The organism is Actinocorallia longicatena (genome assembly GCF_039534125.1).
Classification (GTDB): domain Bacteria; phylum Actinomycetota; class Actinomycetes; order Streptosporangiales; family Streptosporangiaceae; genus Actinocorallia; species Actinocorallia longicatena.
In genome coordinates this window covers 88,750-109,097 of the sequence record NZ_BAAAUV010000004.1, presented here as the reverse complement: position 1 = coordinate 109,097, position 20,348 = coordinate 88,750, and the positions used below count along the sequence as shown (strand labels likewise).

Here is a 20,348-nt window from a genome sequence, read left to right as displayed (position 1 = left end):
GATCCCTCCGGTGCGTTTCCCTCATGGAAACACTGTTGCCATTTCGACGACACCCATTAGCCCCCGGCGGGAGAGCTGAGTCAACCAGAAACCCGAACGCGGTTCAGTAACGAATCGGTCAGACCGGATATGCGCCGGGCGCGAGGCCGCCGCCGCCGGCCCGGAACGCCGCCGGAGCATGGACGACGCAGGTCTGGACGTACTCCGCCAGGCCCTCCACGCCGTACTCGCGGCCGAAACCACTGCGCTTCACCCCGCCGAAGGGGGCGCGCAGCGCCATCCCGGTCCGGTTGTGGGTGTTGACGAAGGTGAAACCCGCCTCGAACCGGCGGGCGAAGGCGAAGGCCCGCTCCTCGTCGGCCGACCACACCGACGCCCCGAGCCCCAGTTCCCCGTCGTTGGCCCTGGCCAGCACCGATTCCTCGTCGTCGTAGGTCAGCAGCGGCACGATCGGCCCGAACTGCTCCTCGCGGACGGCCGGGGCGTCGTCGGCGGCGCCGAGCAGCAGCACGGGCCGCACGAAGTGGCCGCGCGCCGGGTCGCAGGCCACGGTGCCGAGTTCCACGGCCGTGCCGTCACCACGCAGGGCCAGGACCCGCTCGGCAGCCTCGGCGCTGATCACCGGGCCGACGGTCGTCCGCGGGTCCAGCGGATCACCCAGGACCAGGATCCGGGCCGCCGCGGCCGTGTAGGCCTCCCGGAACTCCCGTTCCCTGCGCGCCGGGACGTACAGGCGCTTGGCCGCCATGCAGACCTGGCCCGCGCTGGCGAAGGAGGCCAGGACCAGGCGTTCCATCGCCGGTTCCGACAGGTCGGCGTCGTCGAGGAGGACCGCCGCGTCGTTGCCGCCCAGCTCCATGACCACCGGAGTGATCATCGCTCCGGCCGCGGCGCCGATGGCCCGGCCCGCGGCCTCGCCTCCGGTGAAGGCGATCTTGCGGACGAGGGGATGGCCGACCAGGGCCGCTCCGGTGGCCGCTCCCCCGTGGACGACCCGCACGAGGCCGTCCGGGAAGAGCCCCGCGACCGCGGAGATCGTCAGCGGGGCGAGGGGCGAGGGCTTCACCACCACCGTGTTGCCCGCCGCCAGGGCGGGCCCGAGTTTCAGCATCGCCAGGATGATCGGGGCGTTCCACGGGGTGATCGCGGCGACCACCCCGTAGGGACGCCTGCTCAGCAGGAGGCGTCCGGCCTCGTCGTCGACCTCCGCGTCGGCGTAGGCGGCGGGCGCCCGCTCGACGACCCAGCGCAGGTAGGCGGCCGAGAAACGCAGCTCGCCCCGGCAGTCGCCGACCGGTTTGCCGGTCTCCCGCGCCAGCAGGACCGCCTGCTCCTCCGTGCCGAGCAGGTCCGCGACCCGGTCGAGGGCGGCCAGCCGCTCCGGCAGGGGCGTCGCGGCCCAGGCCCGCTGGGCCGCGTCCGCGGCCCTGACGACGGCGTCCACCTCCGTCTCCGGGGTCTCGGGGACCCTGCCGGCGATCTCGCCGAGCCGGGCGGGGTTCTCCCGCTCGATCCACCCGGTCACGCGACGGGCCGCAGCGAGGCGATCATCGAGGTGCGGAGCAGGTGGGCGCGGGCGGCGACGGGATCGGCGGCCAGGGCCCGCAGGCCCGCCCGGTGCGCCTCCGGATCCCGCAGCTGCTCCCAGTTGGCGTGGGTGATCCGCTGGACGTACGACAGCGCCACGTCGCGGCGGCGGGCGGCCGCCGCGGTCAGGGCCTCGTCGTCGTCCCAGGCCTCGGCGTAGGCGACGGCGTCGTGGACACCGCTGTTCAGCCCCATGCCGCCGAGCGGGTTGTTGACGTGGGCCGCGTCCCCCGCGAGCAGGACGCCGCCGGTCCTGAACACCGAGGCCACCCGCTGGTGGACCCGGTAGAGGGTCGAGTGGGCGACCTTCCAGTCCCGGTCGGCGACGCCGCGCAGCCGTTCGGGCAGCCGGGCCAGCTCGACCTCGTCCGGGGTGTCAGGCGGGGTCGGGAACAGCACCCGCCAGTGGTCGGGCGTGCGCAGCAGGACCAGCCACTCGTCGGGGTCGAACACGTAGTTGACGGCCGCCACGCCGGGGATCAGGGACTCCAGGTCCTCCTCGGTGGAGGCGACCAGGAACCGCTCGGGATAGGTGATGCCCTCGAACGGCAGGCCCAGGGACCGGCGGACCGCCGAATGGGCTCCGTCGGCGCCGATCAGCCGCTCCGCCCGGTGCGTCCGGCCGTCGGCGGTCTCGACGACGACGCCTCCCGCGTGGACGGACGCCCCGGTGACGGCCGCCCCGAACCTGATCTCGCCGCCGAGCCCGCACAGGGCCTCCAGGAGGATCGGGGTCAGCTTCGACTGCTCGCACTGCACCCGGAAGGGGAACCGGGTGTCGCCCGCCAGCAGCGAGAGATCGAGTTCCGCGACGACGCCGCCGCCCCGGTCACGGTACTGGAAGGTCTCGGAGACCAGGCCGCGCTCCATCAGGGCGGGCAGGACGCCCAGGTCGTCCAGCATCTCCAGGGTCGGCGGATGGTAGGTCGAGGCGCGCGACTCCGTGGCCAGGGCGTCCCCGGCCTCCAGTACCGTGACCTGAACGCCCCTGCGGGCCAGCGCGAGCGCGGCGGTCAGCCCGACCGGTCCCGCGCCCGCGACGAGGACCCCGGTCACGGCTCCCCCGCGTGCAGGGCGAAGCCGCCCTCGACGCCGACGACCTGCGGGTTGGTGAAGAAGCGGAGCGTCTCCTCCGTTCCCTCCTCGCCCAGGCCGGAGGCGCCCCAGGCGGGACGGGGGGCGAACAGGTGGAGGCTCATGATGCTGGAGCCGTTCACCTTCACCTCGCCCGCCCGGATCCTGCGCGCGACCGCGAGCGCGAACTCCTCGTCGGTGCCGAAGACGTAGGCCTCGAGCCCGTAGGCGGTGCCGTTGGCCAGCGCCACGGCCTCCTCGACGCTCTCATAGGGATGGACGGTCGCGACCGGGCCGAAGATCTCCTCCAGGGCCCGTTCGGGCGCGACCCCGGCGACCAGGACGGGGGCGAGGTAATTCCCCACGTCGGGGACCTTCGTCGCCGAGTGCGGGAGCCCGCCCAGCTCGTCGCGCCGCCGGGCCACCTGGGCGCGGTGCGCGGAGTGGATGAGGGGGCCGAGATCGGTGGTCTCCTCCAGCGGCGGCCCCGCCGTCAACGCGGCGAGCCGTCCGGAGATCGCGGCCAGGAGCTCGGCCTCGAGGGCGGCGGGCACGATGAGGCGGCCCAGCGCCCGGCACCACTGCCCGTTGAGCGTGGTCAGCAGGTCGACCGCGGCCCTGGCCGCGGCGGAGACGTCGGCGTCGGGCAGGACCACGAGCGGGTTGTTGCCGCCCAGTTCGAGCTGGACGGGCTTCAGCCCCGCGGCGCAGGCCGCCGCGACGGACGCCCCGCCGGCTGCTCCTCCGGTGAAGGAGACCGCCCTGATCCTCGGATCGGCGGTGAGGGCCGCTCCGGTGCTCCCGTCGCCGTGCAGGAACTGGAACACCCCGTCGGGCACGCCGTTCTCGCGGAGGGTCGCGGCGACGACCTCGGCGAGGACCTGGCTGCCGTGCGGGGCGTACTCGCTGGCCTTGAGGACGGTGGGGCAGCCCGCCGCCAGCGCATTGGCGATCTTGTGCGCGGCCATCGGGGCGGGGGCGTTCCACGGGGTCAGGCAGAGCGCGGGACCCCACGGTCGCAGCCGCACCTCGGCCGTCCGGCCGTCGGGACGCTCGAGGACCCGTTCCAGCAGGCCCTCGCGCAGCTGTGCCGCGGCCAGCGCGAACGACCCCGTGACGATCATCCCGAGCGGGCCGGTCTGCCGGATCGGCACCCCGGTGGCGGCCGACTCCAGCGCGGCGATCTCGCCCGTCCGCGGAGCCAGCGCAGCCGCCACGGAGTCCAGGATCGCGGCCCGGTCGGCGGCGGGCGTCTCGGCCCAGGCGGTCGCGGCGGAGGCGGCTGCCAGGGCCCGTTCGATCCGGTCGCCGCCGGTGGCGCGCGCCGGGCCCAGATCCGCCCCTGTGGCGGGATCCTCCAGGCGCAGCCCGAGCTCGACCTCGGCGTCCGCCCACTCCCCCGCCACGAGATCGCGCTGCGGGCTCACGGGTTCACGCTCGCGAACAGCTCGTTCTCCTTGTCCGAGGTGATCATCTGGGCGGCCTCCAGCCTGCCCCGCTCGGCGGGGAAGGTCATGACCAGGCCCATCGCCAGGTCCCGCAGGCCCCGGCCGAGGGTGCCGTCGAGCGTGGCGGCGGAGGTGCCGCAGGCCTTGAACGCGCCCAGCGCCACCTGGAAGCAGGATTCGGCGATGTCCCCCTTCGCGATCCGCCACTGCCGGTAGACCTCGGGCTTGGGGCGCAGCGGCGGTTCGGACGTCTCCAGCTCGAGCTGGCGGCGGATCCACAGGTAGGAGGTCTCCAGGCGTTCGGTCATGTCTCCGATGATGACCTGGTGCATCGGCGAGGACGCCACCGGGCGGCCGCTGTCGGCGAAGGACTTGCGGGTCAGGCGCTCGATCGCGAAGTCGTAGACCGACTGCGCCACCCCCAGGTAGACCGCCGAGATCGCCAGCTGGTTGCCGACGAAACTGCCGCGGCTCATGGTGAGCATCCGGACGAACGAGCCGGGGACCGTCAGGGCCTCCTCGGCCGGGACGAACACGCCTTCCAGGGTGATGCCGTGGTTGGCCGACGCCCGCATGCCGAGGCCGTTCCACGGGTCGCGTGAGGCGACCCCGGGGGCGTCGCGCGGCACCAGGAACAGGGCCAGGCCGTCCGCGGTGGTCGTCCCGGCGACCCGGGCGGTCACCAGATAGGTGTCGGCCACCCCGGTCGCGCAGCCGAAGGACTTCACGCCGTCGAGCCGCCAGCCGCCGTCCACGGGGGTCGCCGTGGTGGCGATCGCGATGTTCGCGCCGGAGCTCTTGACCTCCTCGCTGGCGAAGTTCGCCATCCAGGTGCCGCCCGCCATCCGGGTCAGCACCTTGACGGCGAAGTCCCGGACGGCCGGGACGTCCTCCTCGGAGAACAGGCCAGCCTCGATCGCCTCCAGGGGGAGCAGGCCGCGCGAGGCGCTGGTGTTGTGGAAGAAGTAGGCCAGCGCCGTCGAGGGGCAGGCGGTGCCGAGGGTGTAGGTCGCGGCGGCGAGGTCGCGGAGCGAGCCGCCCAGGCCGCCGAACTCCTCCGGGACGACCAGGCCGAGCAGCCCGGCCTCCCGCAGCAGGGTCACGTGCCCGGCCGGGAACTCGGCCTCCTCGTCGGCCTTGACCGCGGCCTCGCGGAGCGCGGGCAGGACGCTCTCGACCTTCTCTGCCCTCGCCCGTTCCTGCGGGGTCATGCCCTCCACCAGCCGCTCGGCGATCAATCTCATGGGGTAGTCCTTCCGGAGGGGATGCGGTAGGTCCTGGCGGGGAGCGGCGCTCCCCAGACCGTGGCGAGCTCGGCGGCGGCACGGACGAGCACCGTCCGGTCCGCCGGGCTCGCCACCTCCAGCCGCTCCGCGAGATAGAGGACGTCGGCGGTGCACAGGCCGCCGTCGACGCCGCCGAGGGTGGCGTCGAAGTGACGGACCCCGCTCTTCATCGCGGTCAGCGCGTTGGCGAGGCCGAGGCCGCCCTGTTCGGTGAACCTGACCCTGACCGGCACGGCGGCGGCCTCGGCCATGGCGTCCTGGAGCAGCTCGCGCACCCGCAGGGGCGAGGCTCCGGGCGGTCCCTCGTCGAGGGCGATCTCGTCGCAGCCGGCGGCGGCCAGCTCGGCCAGCGCCTTGAGGACGCGGTCGTGGCCGTCCCCGGCGAAGGCGTCGGCGATCCGCCCGGCGGTGCGGGCCCCGAGGGCGGCCGCGCGTCCGGCGACGGCCTCGGCGTGGTCGCGGTCCCGGTAGCGGAACTCGACGATCTCGGCCCTTCCGTGGCCGTCCAGCTCCGCGGGGTCGTCCACGAGCACCGAGACGGCCGCGTGACCGGCGGGCCCGCCCGGCAGGGCGACCCGGGTGCGGACGTTGGCCGCGCGCACCGCCTCCAGCAGGGCCGCGGCCGGAAGGCCCCTGCCCCGCAGGGCGGCGGCGAGCCCGGTGTCGGCGACGGTGATCTCGGTGGGCAGGGGGTCGGCGAGCTGGCCCCAGCTGCGTGAGTGGAACAGCAGCGGGGCGGTGCGGCGCGGGGTGCCCGCCGCCACGATCTCGCCGACGAAGATGGTGTGGTCGCCGCCGGGGTAGGCGTGCACGACCCGGCAGTCGAGCCAGCTCAGCGCCGTTTCCAGGACGGGCGAGCCGGTGGGCCCCGCCCGCCAGGGGGCGTCGGCGAAGCGGTCGCCCTGGTGCCGTCCGGCGAACCGCTGGCCGAGGACGGCCTGGTCCTTTCCGAGGACGCTCACCGCGAACACGCCGCCGGCCGAGACCAGCTCATGGGTGTGGATGCGGTGGTCGAGGCAGACCAGGACGAGCGGCGGGTCCAGGCTGACGCTGGTGAGCGAGCTGGCGGTCATGCCGTGCCAGCCGTCCCCGGAGACGGTGGTGACCAGGGCCACCCCTGTGGGCCACTGCCCGAGCGCGGACCGGAAGGTCTCAGCGTCCACGGCCACCGGCGCACTCCTCGTCCCGTATCATGAAGCCCGTTCCGCTTATGGAAACGTTGTACCGCAGAAGGTAACAACGCCCGCGCGAGAGTGTCAACGCGTTTCCCCTGATGTTTCCCAAGGCGAAACGCTTTGCTCTAGACTCCATCTGACGGACCACCCCACGGAAAGGCGGCGTCGTGCCGAGGACAGCGACCACCGCAGGCACCACCGGTGACGAAGGAGAGGGGCAGAGCAGATCCATCGCGGCCGTCGAACGGGCGATGGACGTGCTCCTGCTGTTCGGCCGCAGCGCCCGGCCCGATCTCGGGGTCACCGAGATCGCGACGGAGCTCGGCCTCACCAAGGCGGCGGTGCACCGCATCCTCACCGCGCTGCGCAGCCGGGAGCTCATCACGGTCGACCCGGTCACCCGGCGCTACGCGCTCGGCCACGCCGCGATCTCGCTCGGCCGCGCCTACATGGCCCGGATGGACCTGCGCGCGATGGTCGCCCCCGAACTGCGGCGGCTCTCCCAGCAGACCGGCGAGACCGCGACCCTGTCGGTCCGGCGCGGCGACACCCGCATGTACGTCGACCAGGCGGTGCCGAACCAGGAACTCCGGATGGAGGTCAGCCTCGGCATCCCCTACCCGCTGCACGCGGGCAGCTCGTCCAAGGCGTTCCTGGCCTTCCTCGACGAGGCCGACGTCACCGGCTACCTGACCCGGCATCCGCTCCTCCCGGTGACCGACAAGACCATCGTCGAGGAGGACGCCCTGCGCGCCGAGCTCGCCCTGATCCGCAAGCGCGGGTACGCGGGCTCGCTCGGCGAACGCCAGGAGGGCGCCGGCTCCATCGCCGCCCCCGTCTTCGACCACGACGGCCGGATCATCGCGGTGCTGAGCGTCTCGGGCCCGATGACCCGCTTCAAACCGCACATGAAGGAGTACGCGCCGCTGCTGATCCAGGCGGCCGACCGGGTCTCCGCCCAGCTCGGCCACCACGGCGCGTAGCGGGTGCACGGCCGGCCTCAGGAGAGGTGGGCGCCCGGCTTGAGCACGCCGAGGACGGCGGCCAGCAGGACGCTCGCCCAGATGCCGAAGACGTACGGAAGGCAGCCGTCGACCGAGCGCTTCAGCGCCCTCTCCACGTCCGGGGTCGAGCCCGAGGTCATCAGCGCGCCGAACGCGGGCCCGAACGGGCGCAGTGTCAGCCGGATGCCGAGGCCGCAGCCGATCGCCGCCGTGTAGAGCAGGAGCTTGCCGCCGAGCCACTTCGGGTTCGTGTCGACCCCGAACGGCTCGGCGGCCAGCAGCGTGTAGAGGGCGAGACCGGCGAGCGCCGCGATCAGCGTGATCCGGACCGTCCAGTCGGCGCGCCGCACCCAGGGATAGCGGCCGTGGGTGCGGTGGTCGGCGATCGTGGCCGCCAGCCAGGCCAGGGCGAACACCCAGACGGCCACCACCAGCGGCCAGGCGAAGGGGTCGCGGCCGAAGAGGGTCGCCCCGTGCGGATCGGCCGCCATCAGCGTCACCCCGCTGGGCAGGAACAGCACGAGGCAGATCTTCGGCCCGAGATCGAGCCCGCTCATGATCTGCAGCGCGGTCGAGCGCGCGGGCGGCGACAGGTCGGGGCGCAGCACGAACCGGCTGGAGTAGAAGACGCCGAGGTCCCCGCCCAGCCAGAAGACGAACAGCACCAGGTGGAGAACGATCCACCAGCCGTGCGGATGCGGTCCCAAGGTCATTCTCCCGTGGTGAGTGCGAGCAGTGCGGAGGCGGAGCCGGAACCGGTGACGGCCTCGGCCAGGGCTCGCGCCCTCTCCTCCGGCAGGGCCCGGGCGGCGTTGAGCAGGAACTTGGTGCGCAGGTCGGCCGGTGACAGCGGATGGCCGGGGCCGCCCCGCGAGGAGTCCACGCGGTGCTCCAGGACCGCCCCCTGGACGGTCGTGACCCGCAGGACCGCCGCGAAGGAGGCCGGGAACAGCTCGCTCGCCCGGTCGTCGGCGAAGCAGCGGACCCGGGCGGCGAGCGCCAGCCGGGCGGGGTCCTCGTGCGAGCCCTCGGCGAAGTCGTCGAGGTGCAGGCCGAGGCCTCCGCCGCCGAGCAGGGCGGTGGCGACGGTGAAGGGGCCGGAGAACTTGCCGTGGTAGGCGCTGCGCGGCCGGATCTTCTCCTCCCGCGGTTCGGCGACCGTCCGCAGGACCGGCGCGGCCAGGCCCAGCTCGATCTCCGCGACGTCGGCGGGGTCGAGGCCCCGCGCGCGCAGGGCGAGGGCGCAGTCGATCGCCGGATGGGTGAAGTGGTTCGACGGATAGGGCTTGTAGACGGTGCGGACGGTCTCCCAGCGGGTGCCGAGGCCGTCCAGGAGCGCGGCGGAGTCGTAGCGGCCGCCGAGCCAGGCCTGGAAGAACCCGAAACGGCCCTCCAGCACGGTCGGCGGGCCGGTCACCCCGGCGGCGGCGAGGGCCGCGGCGGTCACGCCCGAGTGGGCGGCCCAGCCGCAGTGGACGCGCTTGACCGTGCCGCCGGTGCGGTTGGCCTCCAGCACGCCCGAGCCCATGCTCGCCGCGATGCCGATCGCCGAGGCGATCCCCTCGGCGTCGAGGCCGTGGAGCAGGGCGGCGGCCGCCGCGGCGCCGAGCGTCCCGCAGATGGAGGTGGCGTGCTGCCCGTTCTCGAAGAACCGGGAGTTGCGCAGCTCCGGCTCGTAGGAGGCCATGCCGAGGCGGTCGCAGATCTCGATCCCGGCGGTGACGGCGGCGACGAGGCCGGTGTCCGTGGAGCCGAGCTCCTCGGCGACGGCCAGCGCGGCCGGGACCACCGAGGCGCTCGGATGCAGCACCGAGGGCAGATGGGTGTCGTCGAAGTCCAGCGCGTGGGCGTAGGTGCCGTTGACCAGGGCGGCGTTCGGCGAGGGCAGCCGCGCCCCCGAGCCGATGACGGTCGCCTGCGGGGCACCGCCCCAGCCGAGGACGGTCGCGAGGACCGCGTTGCCGGGATCTGAGGCCGACCGTTCCTCCGCCCGTCCGGCCAGGCAGTTGCCCAGCACGTCGAGGATCCGGCCGCGGACGTCGGTGTCCACGTGCTCGGGCACTCCCCCGTCGCGCAGGCCGGCGGCGAACTCCGCCAGCAGCCGCACCGCCGTCGGCTCAGCCACGCGGAAGCACCGCCAGCGGCCGGACCGGGGCGCCGGTCGCACCGACCACGTTGAGCGGGTTGAGGACCAGCAGGAACTCGCGGACCCCGGTGTCGAGCAGCTCGGTGAGCCGCATGGTCTCGATGATGTTGATCCCGGCCTCCACGAGCAGGATGCGGTGGCCGGGAAGGGTGGCGTGGCCCCGGCCGGGGGCGATGTGCTCGAACGCGATGGTCTCGCCGCCGGCGGCGCGGACGCCGAGCCCGGCCAGCCAGCGGGCGGCGGCTGCCCCGGGTCCCGGGACACCGCCGGCCGTGCCCACGAAAGCGGCGGGGTCGTCCCAGCGCCGCGACCAGCCGGTGCCGACCAGGGCGACGTCGCCCGGCCGGATCTCCAGGCCGTCCGCGGCGCGTTCGAGATCCGCGACGGTCACCTCGTAGCCCGCCGGAAGGACCTCGACGCCGTGCACCCGGGCGACGTCCAGCAGGACCGCCCGGCCCACGTAGGGAGGGAAGGCGTCGATGCCCAGGTCGGCGAAGCCCCGGTGGCCGGACTCCGCGGGACGGCCCCCGTGCAGCAGCCCGTCCTGGGAGACGTGGGCGAGGGCGTCGACATGGGTGCCGACATGCCCGCCCGTGACGATGATCTCGTTCGCGGCCGAGCCGCCGTCGGCCCTGACCATGTCGCCGTGGCGTCGTTCCAGCAGCATCCGGAACGGGGGATGGTTCGGCGACTGGGGCATCCCGGTGCGCATCGGCTGCGCCAGGTCCAGGGTCCTGGCTCCGGCCAGTTCGTCCCACAGGTCCACGTGCTCAGATCACGCCCTTCGCTTCGAGTGCGGCGAGGTCGCCGTCGTCCAGGCCGAGCCCGGAGTAGACCTCGGCGTTGTCGGCCCCCCTGGCGCGGCCGGTCCAGCGGACGGAGCCGGGGGTGCGGTCGAGCCGGTACAGGACGTTCTGCATCCGCAGCGGCCCCAGGTCCGGGTCGTCTACCGTGGTGATGGAGTCCAGCGCCCGGTACTGGGGGTCCTCGAACACGTCGCGGATGTCGTAGACGGGGGCGACGGCGGCCTGCGCCTCGGTGAAGGCCCGGACGACCTCGTCGGCGTCGCGCTCGGCGATCCAGGAGCCGACGAGTCCGTCCAGGAGGTCGGCGTGCGCGGCCCGCCCCCCGCCGGTCGCGAACCACGGCTCCGCGCAGACCTCGGGATGGCCGACCAGGGTGAGGACCCGTTCGGCGATCGACTGGGCCGAGGTGGACACCGCCAGCCAGCGGCCGTCGCGGGTGCGGTAGGTGTTGCGGGGCGCGTTGTTGACCGACCGGTTGCCGGTGCGTTCCTGGACGATGCCGAGCTGGTCCCAGACGGTCGCCTGCGGGCCGAGCACGGTGAGCAGCGGTTCGATGATCGCCAGATCGACGACCTGGCCCTCGCCGGTGCGCGCCGCGTGGAACAGCGCGGTCATCACGGCCTGGGCGCAGGTCAGGGCCGCGATGCCGTCGGCGAGACCGAACGGCGGCAGGGTGGGCGGCCCCTCGGGCTCACCGGTCATCGCGGCGAACCCGCTCATCGACTCCGCCAGGGTGCCGAAGCCGGGGCGCCCGGCGTAGGGACCGAACTGGCCGAAGCCGGTGACCCTGGCGACGACCAGCCGGGGGTTGGCGGCGTGCAGCGTCTCCGGGGACAGGCCCCAGCGTTCGAGCGTGCCGGGACGGAAGTTCTCGATGAGGACGTCCGCGGTCGCGGCGAGCCGCCGGAGGAGGTCGGCCCCCTCGGGTGAGCCGAGGTCGCACGTGACGGTCCGCTTGTTGCGGCCGAGCATCTTCCACCACAGGCCGTGGCCGTCCTTGGTGTGGCCGTGGGTGCGCGACGGATCGCCCTTCGCCGGATGCTCGATCTTGATCACGTCGGCGCCGTAGTCGCCGAGGATCGTCGCGGCGAGCGGGCCCGCGAACAACGTGGCCAGATCGAGCACGACGACGCCCGTCAGAGGGCCTGAACGCACGGATGTCCTCCTCGAGGGTCGACCTATTTAGGGAAACGACGTTACCCTGTGGGGAACACTAAGCGAAAGGGCGGGTGCTCATGTCCCGATATGACCTGCTCGTCAAGGGGGGCCTCCTGGTCCTGCCGTACCACGGCGAGGTACGCGCCGACCTGGCCGTGCGCGGCGGAAGGATCGTGGCGGTGGGCGAGGATCTGCCCGCCTCCGACGCCGAGGAGGTGCTGGACGCCACCGGAAAGGCGGTCATGCCCGGCGCGGTCGACGCCCATTTCCATCTCGGCATCTACCGCGATCTCGGCGTCGACGCCGCGGAGGAGACGCGCTCGTCCCTGGTCGGCGGGGCCACCACGGTCCTGTCCTACTTCCGGACCGGGCAGCACTACCTGAACCGGACCGGTCCGTACGAGGAGATCTTCCCCGAGGTCCTGGCGGCGGTGGCGGGCCGCTCCTACACCGACTACGGCTTCCACCTGGCCCCGATGACGGTCGGCCAGATCGACGAGATCCCCGCGCTGGTCACCGAGCACGGGGTGACCTCGTTCAAGTACTACATGTTCTACAAGGGCTTCGACCTGGCGGCCAACAGCCGCGACGCCCAGGCCTTCACGATGGGCGACGAGTACGACCTCGGCCACCTCTACCTGATCATGGAGAAGCTGGCGGCCGTCCAGGCCGCCCATCCGGACCGCCGGCTGTCGCTGTCGCTGCACTGTGAGCAGTCCGAGCTGATGCGGGTGTTCATCGACCGGATCCAGCGCAGCGGGCGCCCGCAGAACCTGCGGGCCTACCACGAGGGCAGGCCGCCGCTCACCGAGGAGGTGGCGATCGCCGAGGCGACGACCCTGGCCGGGCACGCGGGGACCAACGTCAACCTGCTGCACCTGTCGAGCGCCGACGCCGTGCGCGCGGCCCGGACCGCCCGCGCCCAGCACGGCACCGACATGCGCCTCGAGGTGACCCTGCACCACCTCTGCCTGGACGTCGACGAGCTCGACGCCCGCGGCGGCCTCGGCGCCAAGGTCAATCCCCCGATCCGCACCCGGGCCGACAACGACTACCTGTGGGAACGCGTCGCGGACGGCACCGTGGACTGGGTCGCCTCCGACCACGCCTGCTGCATGGAGGAGCACAAGGGCGACGAGCTGTGGCCCGCCAGGCCCGGCTTCGGCGGGACCGCGCTGCTCTACCCCGTGCTGCTGTCCGAGGGACACCGCAGGCGCGGGATCCCGCTGTCCCGGATCGCGGAGGCCGTCTCGGCGAACCCGGCGCGCGCCTACGGCCTGTGGGGCCGCAAGGGCGGCCTGGCCGTCGGCTTCGACGCCGACTTCACGATCGTCGACCTCGAACTGGAGCGCGAGGTGACCACCGACATGCTGCTGTCGGGCCAGGACCACTGCCCGTTCGAGGGCGTCACGGTGACGGGCTGGCCGGTCGCCACGGTCGTCGGAGGGCGGCTCGCCTACACCCTCGACAAGGGCGTGATCGGCGAACCGTCCGGCACCTACCTGCACCGGGGCCGGTAGCAGACCCGTCCGGCCCGGTGGCGCGGCCGGGCCGGACGGGAGATCAGGGGAGACGCGCTTCCTCATGGACACCGGTGCCCGGGGATCCTAGGTCGTCCGCGGGCGGCTGGCGGAGAGTTCCGCGAAGACGACCAGGCGGTAGGCGGCCGAGTACTTCGGGTGGCAGGTCGTGAGGGTCAGGGACGCCCGGCGGGCCCGCTCGCCCGGGCGTCCCGGCACCGGGGCCAGCACCGAGAGGTCCGTCGGCAGCACGATCCGGTGGCCCGTCACCCGGTAGACGTGGGTGAGCGTGGCGGTGTCGACGAGGATCTCGTCGCCCGGCACCAGCTCCCCCATCCGGTTGAACGGGGCGAGATAGGTCGTGCGGTGCCCGGAGAAGACCGCGTTGCCGACCTGGCCCGGCTGCGCGGTCCCCGGATAGTGGCCGGGCCCCTTGGCCAGATCGGCGTCCGTGACGCCCTCGACCGCCGTGAAGTGCCACGACGCCCCGAACCGCGGCACGCGCAGGACCGCGAAGGGACGGCCCTTCGCCGGCGCGGGCGCCGGCGGCGTGACCGCGTGGGCCCTGCCCGGCTTGACCGCCACCACCGACTGGGCGCTCCAGACCTTGTCGAGTTCGTCGCTGAGCCCGCGCTGGGCGCGCCTGGTGTAGTCGTCGGTGCCCCATTTCAGGTGCGCCACCAGCAGCGCCAGGACCAGTCCGAACGTGACGAGGAGCTCCGCGATGACGCGGGCGACGGTTCGCATGAGCAGGGACGCTAGCTGTTGAAAAAGGAAACGGCGATCCCGAGAATGAAACAGTTGCGTTTCGCGTCGGCCCCCGCCCTTGACAGGGGCGCACCGGTCGATGTTGCCTAGGCCCAGTTGCGAAACCGAGTTTCCTCTAGCGAAACGGCAGCCCATGAGCGAGAGACAGAGCGTACTGCGCGGCCTGGCGGTCGGCATCACCGCCCTGGCCGCGACCGTCGCCCTGCCGGGGCCGGCGGGCGCGGGCACCGGGACGGTCGCCTACGACTGCCTGATCTTCACCACCCACTTCGACTACAACGCCACGGTCAAGGTCTCCGGATCCGGCTCCACCGGGGTCGGCGACACCGTCACCGTCGAGGCCGACTTCTCCGACCTGCCCGGGACCTCCCCCGTGGCCGTCGACTCCTGGAAGACCACCGGCAAGCTCCTGGCGTCCGGGGCCCAGGACGGCTCCTACGACCTGGCCGGGCCGAACAGGACCGGGCCGATCGCCGCCAAGGCTCCGATCCCGCTGGGCAAGCTGACCGCGTCCGTGCCGCTGACCGCGGCCGGGAAGGTCGACCTCACCGTCGGCGTCATCACCGTGACGGCCGTGGCGTTCGGCTCGTCCGTGCCGATCACCTGCACCCCGAAGGCGGGCGCGCCGGCCCTGCTCAGCCTGACCGTCACCGGGGCGTCCTCCCCGGTCACCGTCCTGGTCGACCCCGTCACCCTCGCCCCCGGCGGCGCCTTCACCGTCACCGGGACCGGCTGGGCGAGCGGGCCCGTCACCGTCGCGCTCTGCGACGGCGAGGGCGGCGGCTGCCAGGCCTCCGGGATCACCGGCAGCACCCTGGCCGTCGACGCCTCCGGCAAGCTCACCGGCGGCGCGAAGATCGCCGCAGGCACGGCCGCCGGAGCCCACCGGATCAGGATCAGCCAGGGCGGTGTCGCCAAGGACGTCGCGGTGACCGTCCGGGACGACACTCCCGCTCCGGTCGACCCCTGCGCGGCCAAGCCCAGCGGGCAGTGCACCGAGCAGAAGATCAACCTGACCGTCAACGGCGGCCGGCTGACCCTCGCCCAGGCGCCCGGCGAGGTCGATCTGACGCCCGTCACGCTCAAGGGCGAGGCGGAGACCGCGACCGGTTCGCTCAAGCGGGTCACCGTCTCCGACGCCCGCGGCGCCTCGACCGGCTGGTCGCTGGTCGGCACGCTCACCGACTTCCGCGGCCCCGCGGGCGCCACGGTCCCGGCGGGGAACCTCACCTGGACCCCGCGGTGCACCGCGCACCCCGGCGCCAGCCCCGTCACCACGGGAACCCCCGGCACGCTCGGGGCGACCGGCGCGCTGCTGTGCTCCGTCGCCGACAGCACCGCGGGCCCCGTCGGCGGCGTGTACGACGCCGACGCCGGGCTCTCGCTGTCCGTCCCCGCCGCGACCGCGGCGGGCGAGTACGACGCGGTCCTCACCCTCACTCTCTCCTGAGCCGCGCCCCCAGTCTCCCCGCCGGACGCCGCACCCGTCCGGCGGGGAATTCTCATCAGAACCGAGGTGTCCGTTGATCCGTCCGCTTCGCCGGCCGCTGGCCGTCCTGACCGTGGCGGGTGCGCTGCTGGGCGGCGCCCCGCCCGCCGCCGCGGCGGAACCCGCTCCGACCGGCAACGGCGCCTGGGCCGTCGGGCCCGCGACCAGCAGCAGGACCTACACGCCGCGGCTGTTCTTCTCCCTCGAGGGGCGGCCCGGCACCGCGATCCGCGACACCGTCCGGATCTGGAACCTGACCGCGAAGCGGATCTCCTTCGACGTCTACGGCGCGGACGGCTACAACACCCCGCGCGACGGCGCCTTCGCCCTGCGGACGGGCGCGGAGACCCAGTCCGGCGTCGGCGCCTGGATCAAGGTGGCCAGGAGCACCCTGTCGGTGCCGGCCCGCGGAACCCTCGACGTGCCGTTCGTGCTGACCGTCCCTGCCAACGCCACCCCCGGCGAGCACATCGGCGGGCTCGTGGCCCTGAACCGGAAGATCGAGGGCGTCCAGGACACGGGAGCGGCGCGGGTCGGGATCCAGCGGGCCGTCGCGGCGCGCGTCTACCTCAAGGTGGCGGGACAGCTCACGCCCGGGGTCAGGGTGGACGGGCTCGCCGTCGACCGCGGCTCCGCCCCCGGCGCGACGATCAGGTACCGGGTCACCAACACCGGGAACGTCCGGTTGTCGCCCGCCGCCCGGGTCCGCGTCACCGGCGCGTTCGGCCGGGTCCTGCGCGACTTCCCCTCCCGTTCGCTGCCCGAGCTGCTGCCGGGCCAGCATCTCGACCTGTCGCTCCCCTGGGCGTCGCCGCCGCCGCTCGACAAGGTGACGGTCACGGTCGAGACCAGCACCGCGACCGGCCTGATCTCCCGCACCCGCACCGGCTACGTGGTCGTGCCCTGGCTCACCGTCCTGATCGGCGCGGCGGCGATGGCGCTCCTCTGGTTCGGGGTCCCTCCGCTGATCCGCAGCTGGCGGCTCCGCGCCGGAATCGTCCGCCGATGAGTCTCCTTCGCGGCACGGCCGCGCTCGTCGCCCTGCTCCTCATCGCGGGTCCCGTTCCCGCAGCGGCCAGGGACGGGGCCGGAGCGAGCGCCGCGCCGGCCGACGCCGCCCCGGGAACGGTCGTGCGGGTCCACGGGGTCGGCTGGCCCGCCGGGATCTCCGTGCAGATCTCCGTCTGCGGCCGGATGGGCGTCAACGGCTCCGCCGACTGCGACGCCTCGGGCGCGGTGACCGTGCCCGTCGCTCCCGACGGCACTCTCGACGCCGGGCTGAGCGTCACCGCTCCCCCCGTTCCGTGCCCCTGCGTGCTGCATCTGACGACTCCGCCGGGTGTTCCCGAGCAGACGCTCAACCTGCCGTTCGAGGTGCTCGGCCATCCGCAGGCCGCGGTCGTCAAGCAGGCGGAGCCCGTCCGGGTGGACCTGATCGACGCCGAGCTGACCGGCGGCGGGACCTGGAGCGAACTGCTCGGCTGGCGGACCCGCAGGACCCTCGTGCTGACCGTCCGCAACAGCGGCGGGCAGAAGGTCGTGAACGCCCCGCTGGTCGTCGGGTGGGGCGCGGGCGGCGAAGCCGACTCCCCGGTGACCGCCCCGCCGACCGGCACCGTCGAGCCGGGGAGGACGGCCGTCTTCCGGGTTCCGGTGGAGCTGCCGCCCGCCTCCTACGGCACGTTCGTGGTCGGCGGGAGGTTCGCGGGCCAGGTGCCGTTCGAGACCTCCTTCAGCACCTATCCCTACGGGCTGTTCGGGGTGAACCTGGCCGCCCTCGTCCTGCTCGTGCTGGGGGTGCGGGCCGCGATCCGCCGACGGCGGCGCCCACCGGCGGCACCCGCGGCGGCCGTCGCGCCCGCGCTGTCCGAGCCGCTGGACCGGTCGGCGCTGCTCGGCTACCTCGAAAGCACCGCGGGCCGCGTCGACGGCGACACCCTCGTCATCGACCGGCCCGCGCTCGTCGCCTATCTGAAGGGCCCCCGGCTGGTGGATCCCGAAGCCCTGGACCGGTTCCTCGCCGGCCGGTCCCCCGACGGGCCGCGCGAGCTCGGGAGCGGACGGTGAAGGCGGCGCGCGTGCCCGGCGCCGCGGCCGCCGCCCCCGGCCTCGGCCTCGGCTCTCTCATCCTGCTCCAGGACGGCCTCGGCGGGATCGTCGGCATCCCCGGCGTCGTCGTCGGCTACATGGCGCTGTCCGGGGTCCTGCTCGGCACCGCCGCGCTGGCGTCGGCGGGAAGGCTCGCCCGCTCCCGGCGGCTCGCCCTCGTGGCCGCCGTTCCCGGCCTGCTGCTGGTCCTGGCCGCCGCGGTCCCCGCGATCCCGGTCTTCGCGACCCTCGTCCTGCTGGCCGGGGCCGCGCTGCCGCCGATCCTGGCCGCCACGCACGGCGCCGGGGCGGGCCGGGTGCCCGTCGGGGTGCTGGGCGGCCTGGCCGGGGCGGTGCTCGTCGCCGCGGTCTGGCAGGACATGCCGCGGCTCGGCCTCGCCGTGGCGGGGATCGGGTCGGCGGTGCTCGGCCTCACCGCGATCGCGGGCGAGGGCGGCCGGATCCGCGACCGGCTCCGGCACTCCCGGGCCGCGCTCGCCGCGCACGCCGGGGCCGGGTACGCCGTCGGCGCGGTCCTCCTGCCGGGGGCGCACCTGCTGCTGTTCCGGTGGGAGGTTTTCGGCGCCGACCGGATGTACCTGCTGCTCGCGGCCGTCGCCGCCGGGGCGCTGCTGGTGGTGCCGCTCGCCCGGCTCGTCGGCGACGTTCCCGCCCTGCTGGTGGTCGCGGCCTGCGGTCCGGTCCTGTGCGCGACCGCTCCGGCGCCCGCCGCGCTGGCGGCGGGCGTCGCGGCCGGGATCGCCGGGGCCGGGGCAGCCGTGGTCCGGCTCGACCACGGCCATCCGCCGGACGCCGCCTGCGCGCTGGTCCTGCTGGGCGGAGGCCTGGCCGGGATCGGCGGCGACGCCCTGGCGGCGGCCCTCACCGGGGCGGGCTCGGCGCTGACCGTCAACGCGATCCCGGTGGCGCTGCTGGCGCTCCTGTCGATCCGGACGCTTCCCGCGCCCGGCCGCACCGGGCCGCCGCTGGCGCTGCACCGGCTGTCCTCCCGGGAGCTGTACAAGATCGGCCTGGTCGCCCGGCCCGGCGAGATCGTCGCCCTGTACGGGCCCGGCGCGGTCGATCTGCTGGACCTGCTCGCCGGGGAGCGGCCCGCCGAGGGCGGCCGGATCCTCTCCGACGGGTGCGACATCACCCGCCTGGACGCCGCCCGCCGCGCCGAGCTGGGCATCTGCCGGCGGATTCCGCACCGGCCCGCCGCCGACCACCGGACGGTCGCCGAGCGGCTGAGTGTTCTGGGCGGCGTCGCGCGATCTCACCGGGTCCTCGACGCCTTCCCGTCGCTGCGTGCCCGGCGCTCCCAGCCGGTCGCCCGGATCGACGATGAGGGCGCCCTGCTCCTGGGCTTCGCCGAGGCGCTCCTGGCCGAACCCCGGTTCGTGCTCGTGGACGCCCGCGAACTCGACCCCGCCCTGGCCGTCGCGGTCACCGGCCTCGCCAGGACCGGCGCGGCCGTGGTGCTCGCCGAACCCGCGCTCGAACTCGCCGCCGCCCTGCCGTGCCGGGCGCATGTGCTGAAGCGCGGCCGGATCGCGAAGGAACTGGTGCGCCCCACCGAACGGCAACTCGCCGAGTGCCTGGAAGGACGACCGTGAAACGCCTCCCCCTGCTCCTCCTTCCCGCCCTGATCGTGACGGCCGTCCCGGCTCCCGCCCTTGCCGCCGCCCCGCCGGTGGTGAAGGTCAGCGCCGTCACCGGCCTCACCGAGGGCCAGAAGATCACCGTGACGGGCGAAGGCTTCCAGCCCGGGCTGAAGCAGATCGCCGTCGGCATGTGCCGGGAGGGCTACACCAACGGCCCGGACGACTGCGATCTCGACGGGGGCGCCGCGTTCGTCAACGCCGACGGGAACGGCAGGATCCGCACCGTCACCCTGACCGTCCACGCCGCGTTCAAGGGCTTCGACTGCCGGAAGCGGCAGTGCGTCATCGGCGTCGCCCCGCTCCCCGGCACCGTGCCGTCGGCGGTCGAGAAGGCCAACACCGCCGTGGTGAACGTGGCCTTCGAGGGCGCCGAGTTCCAGCCCGCCACCGCGGCGCCCTCGGCCGCCGCGACCACCGCGGCGTCCGACCCGGACGGCGTCGGCGGCCCGTCCTGGCCGCTGTGGCTGCTCACCGCCGGCCTGCTCGTCATCGTCACCGTCGTCGCCGCCAGGAACCAGTCCCTCAGGAGGATCACATGAAAGCCTTGAAGACCACCGCGGCCATCGCCCTCGCGGGCGCGCTGGCCTTTTCCAGTGCCGCTCACGCCGCGCCCAAGCTGAGCCTGAGCAAGACCACGGGACTGAAGGTCGGCGACGTCATCTCCGTCACCTCCCTGACGGGCCTGGCGCCCAATCTGCTGTCCGTCGCGGTCGGCCAGTGCAAACCCAAGGTGACGGGTACCAGCGACTGCAACATCAGCGGCTCGCTGCTGGGCACCGGTGACGCGAGCGGCAAGTGGAAGCCGGGAGCCAAGGGCACCAAGATCACCCTGGTCAAGGAGATCGGCGGCACCGACTGCACCGCCAAGGCCGGGGCCTGTGTGATCGGCGTGACCAGCCTGACCGACCCGTCCAACGTTCTCACGATGGTGCCGCTGACCTTCTCCTCGTCCTCCGGCACGACCCCCACGACCAGCAGCTCCGCCAGCCCCGGCACCTCCCCCTCCAGCACGTCGAGCCTGCCGAACACCGGAAGCCCCGATGGTGTCCCCACCTTCGCCCTCGCCGCGTCGGCACTCGTCCTCACCGGGCTCGGTGTGCTGTTCCTGCTCCCTCGCCGCCGCACCCGCTGACGG

Annotated in this window: 18 protein-coding genes; 8 read left to right on the top strand and 10 right to left on the bottom strand. The window is 74.0% G+C overall.

Annotation, left to right across the window (positions count from 1 at the left end; genetic code table 11):
* Nucleotides 1–118 precede the first annotated feature (118 nt).
* The 5 genes from ABD785_RS08795 to ABD785_RS08775 are packed head-to-tail and all read right to left on the bottom strand — an operon-like array spanning nt 119 to nt 6,564.
* Nucleotides 119–1,525 carry an aldehyde dehydrogenase family protein gene (locus tag ABD785_RS08795; protein WP_344824459.1) on the bottom strand — a complete coding sequence of 469 codons (1,407 nt, stop codon included), beginning with the start codon at nt 1,523–1,525 and terminating at the stop codon, nt 119–121.
* On the bottom strand, nt 1,522–2,643 hold the full coding sequence (locus ABD785_RS08790) for an FAD-dependent oxidoreductase (RefSeq protein WP_344824456.1): 1,122 nt from the start codon (nt 2,641–2,643) through the stop codon (nt 1,522–1,524). Before ABD785_RS08790 ends, ABD785_RS08795 begins: the two co-directional genes overlap by 4 nt.
* Nucleotides 2,640–4,088, bottom strand: coding sequence for an aldehyde dehydrogenase family protein (locus ABD785_RS08785; protein ID WP_344824453.1), 1,449 nt, complete (start codon nt 4,086–4,088; stop codon nt 2,640–2,642). Before ABD785_RS08785 ends, ABD785_RS08790 begins: the two co-directional genes overlap by 4 nt.
* Nucleotides 4,085–5,353, bottom strand: a complete 1,269-nt coding sequence (locus ABD785_RS08780; protein ID WP_344824450.1) for an acyl-CoA dehydrogenase family protein — start codon at nt 5,351–5,353, stop codon at nt 4,085–4,087. The genes ABD785_RS08785 and ABD785_RS08780 overlap by 4 nt, the downstream gene beginning before the upstream one ends.
* Nucleotides 5,350–6,564, bottom strand: a complete 1,215-nt coding sequence (locus tag ABD785_RS08775) for a flavin reductase (RefSeq protein WP_344824447.1) — start codon at nt 6,562–6,564, stop codon at nt 5,350–5,352. The genes ABD785_RS08780 and ABD785_RS08775 overlap by 4 nt, the downstream gene beginning before the upstream one ends.
* Before the next feature lie 173 nt (nt 6,565–6,737).
* On the opposite strand from ABD785_RS08775, the gene ABD785_RS08770 reads away from it, so the two are divergent.
* On the top strand, nt 6,738–7,553 hold the full coding sequence (locus ABD785_RS08770) for an IclR family transcriptional regulator (RefSeq protein WP_344824444.1): 816 nt from the start codon (nt 6,738–6,740) through the stop codon (nt 7,551–7,553).
* Between the two features lie 17 nt (nt 7,554–7,570).
* On the opposite strand, the gene ABD785_RS08765 is transcribed toward ABD785_RS08770, so the two are convergent.
* The 4 genes from ABD785_RS08765 to ABD785_RS08750 are packed head-to-tail and all read right to left on the bottom strand — an operon-like array spanning nt 7,571 to nt 11,681.
* Entirely contained in the window at nt 7,571–8,287 is a 717-nt protein-coding gene (locus ABD785_RS08765) for a hypothetical protein (protein WP_344824441.1), read from the bottom strand.
* Complete coding sequence (locus ABD785_RS08760) at nt 8,284–9,699, bottom strand: MmgE/PrpD family protein (protein WP_344824438.1); 1,416 nt, start codon at nt 9,697–9,699, stop codon at nt 8,284–8,286. The genes ABD785_RS08765 and ABD785_RS08760 overlap by 4 nt, the downstream gene beginning before the upstream one ends.
* Nucleotides 9,692–10,486: a cyclase family protein gene (locus ABD785_RS08755; RefSeq protein ID WP_344824435.1), complete on the bottom strand. Its 795-nt coding sequence runs from the start codon at nt 10,484–10,486 to the stop codon at nt 9,692–9,694. Before ABD785_RS08755 ends, ABD785_RS08760 begins: the two co-directional genes overlap by 8 nt.
* A gap of 4 nt (nt 10,487–10,490) precedes the next feature.
* Entirely contained in the window at nt 10,491–11,681 is a 1,191-nt protein-coding gene (locus tag ABD785_RS08750) for a CaiB/BaiF CoA transferase family protein (protein ID WP_344824433.1), read from the bottom strand.
* 80 nt (nt 11,682–11,761) lie between these two features.
* Here ABD785_RS08750 and ABD785_RS08745 point away from each other — a divergent pair, with 80 nt between their 5' ends.
* A complete protein-coding gene (locus tag ABD785_RS08745) occupies nt 11,762–13,204 on the top strand; it encodes a dihydroorotase (protein WP_344824430.1) in 1,443 nt (480 codons plus the stop codon).
* 87 nt (nt 13,205–13,291) lie between these two features.
* Here the strand turns inward: ABD785_RS08745 and ABD785_RS08740 are convergent, their stop codons facing one another.
* Nucleotides 13,292–13,951, bottom strand: a complete 660-nt coding sequence (locus ABD785_RS08740) for a class E sortase (RefSeq protein ID WP_344824427.1) — start codon at nt 13,949–13,951, stop codon at nt 13,292–13,294.
* A gap of 154 nt (nt 13,952–14,105) precedes the next feature.
* Here ABD785_RS08740 and ABD785_RS08735 point away from each other — a divergent pair, with 154 nt between their 5' ends.
* The 6 genes from ABD785_RS08735 to ABD785_RS08710 all read left to right on the top strand — a co-directional run bounded on the left by ABD785_RS08735 (nt 14,106) and on the right by ABD785_RS08710 (nt 20,345).
* Nucleotides 14,106–15,422, top strand: a complete 1,317-nt coding sequence (locus tag ABD785_RS08735) for a WxL domain-containing protein (RefSeq protein WP_344824424.1) — start codon at nt 14,106–14,108, stop codon at nt 15,420–15,422.
* Nucleotides 15,423–15,495: 73 nt separating this feature from the next.
* Entirely contained in the window at nt 15,496–16,470 is a 975-nt protein-coding gene (locus tag ABD785_RS08730; RefSeq protein ID WP_344824421.1) for a hypothetical protein, read from the top strand.
* A complete protein-coding gene (locus ABD785_RS08725; RefSeq protein ID WP_344824418.1) occupies nt 16,467–17,528 on the top strand; it encodes a hypothetical protein in 1,062 nt (353 codons plus the stop codon). The genes ABD785_RS08730 and ABD785_RS08725 overlap by 4 nt, the downstream gene beginning before the upstream one ends.
* Entirely contained in the window at nt 17,525–19,165 is a 1,641-nt protein-coding gene (locus ABD785_RS08720; protein ID WP_344824416.1) for a P-loop NTPase family protein, read from the top strand. Before ABD785_RS08725 ends, ABD785_RS08720 begins: the two co-directional genes overlap by 4 nt.
* Nucleotides 19,162–19,752, top strand: coding sequence for a neocarzinostatin apoprotein domain-containing protein (locus tag ABD785_RS08715; RefSeq protein ID WP_344824413.1), 591 nt, complete (start codon nt 19,162–19,164; stop codon nt 19,750–19,752). Before ABD785_RS08720 ends, ABD785_RS08715 begins: the two co-directional genes overlap by 4 nt.
* Complete coding sequence (locus ABD785_RS08710) at nt 19,749–20,345, top strand: neocarzinostatin apoprotein domain-containing protein (RefSeq protein WP_344824410.1); 597 nt, start codon at nt 19,749–19,751, stop codon at nt 20,343–20,345. The genes ABD785_RS08715 and ABD785_RS08710 overlap by 4 nt, the downstream gene beginning before the upstream one ends.
* Nucleotides 20,346–20,348 lie beyond the last annotated feature (3 nt).

What these genes read in the sequence shown, in the direction of transcription:
- ABD785_RS08780 (WP_344824450.1), bottom strand. Translation starts at nt 5,353, where the DNA reads ATGAGATTGATCGCCGAGCGGCTGGTGGAGGGCATGACCCCGCAGGAA.
- ABD785_RS08735 (WP_344824424.1), top strand. Translation starts at nt 14,106, where the DNA reads ATGAGCGAGAGACAGAGCGTACTGCGCGGCCTGGCGGTCGGCATCACC.
- ABD785_RS08725 (WP_344824418.1), top strand. Translation starts at nt 16,467, where the DNA reads ATGAGTCTCCTTCGCGGCACGGCCGCGCTCGTCGCCCTGCTCCTCATC.
- ABD785_RS08765 (WP_344824441.1), bottom strand. Translation starts at nt 8,287, where the DNA reads ATGACCTTGGGACCGCATCCGCACGGCTGGTGGATCGTTCTCCACCTG.
- ABD785_RS08745 (WP_344824430.1), top strand. Translation starts at nt 11,762, where the DNA reads ATGTCCCGATATGACCTGCTCGTCAAGGGGGGCCTCCTGGTCCTGCCG.
- ABD785_RS08710 (WP_344824410.1), top strand. Translation starts at nt 19,749, where the DNA reads ATGAAAGCCTTGAAGACCACCGCGGCCATCGCCCTCGCGGGCGCGCTG.
- ABD785_RS08740 (WP_344824427.1), bottom strand. Translation starts at nt 13,951, where the DNA reads ATGCGAACCGTCGCCCGCGTCATCGCGGAGCTCCTCGTCACGTTCGGA.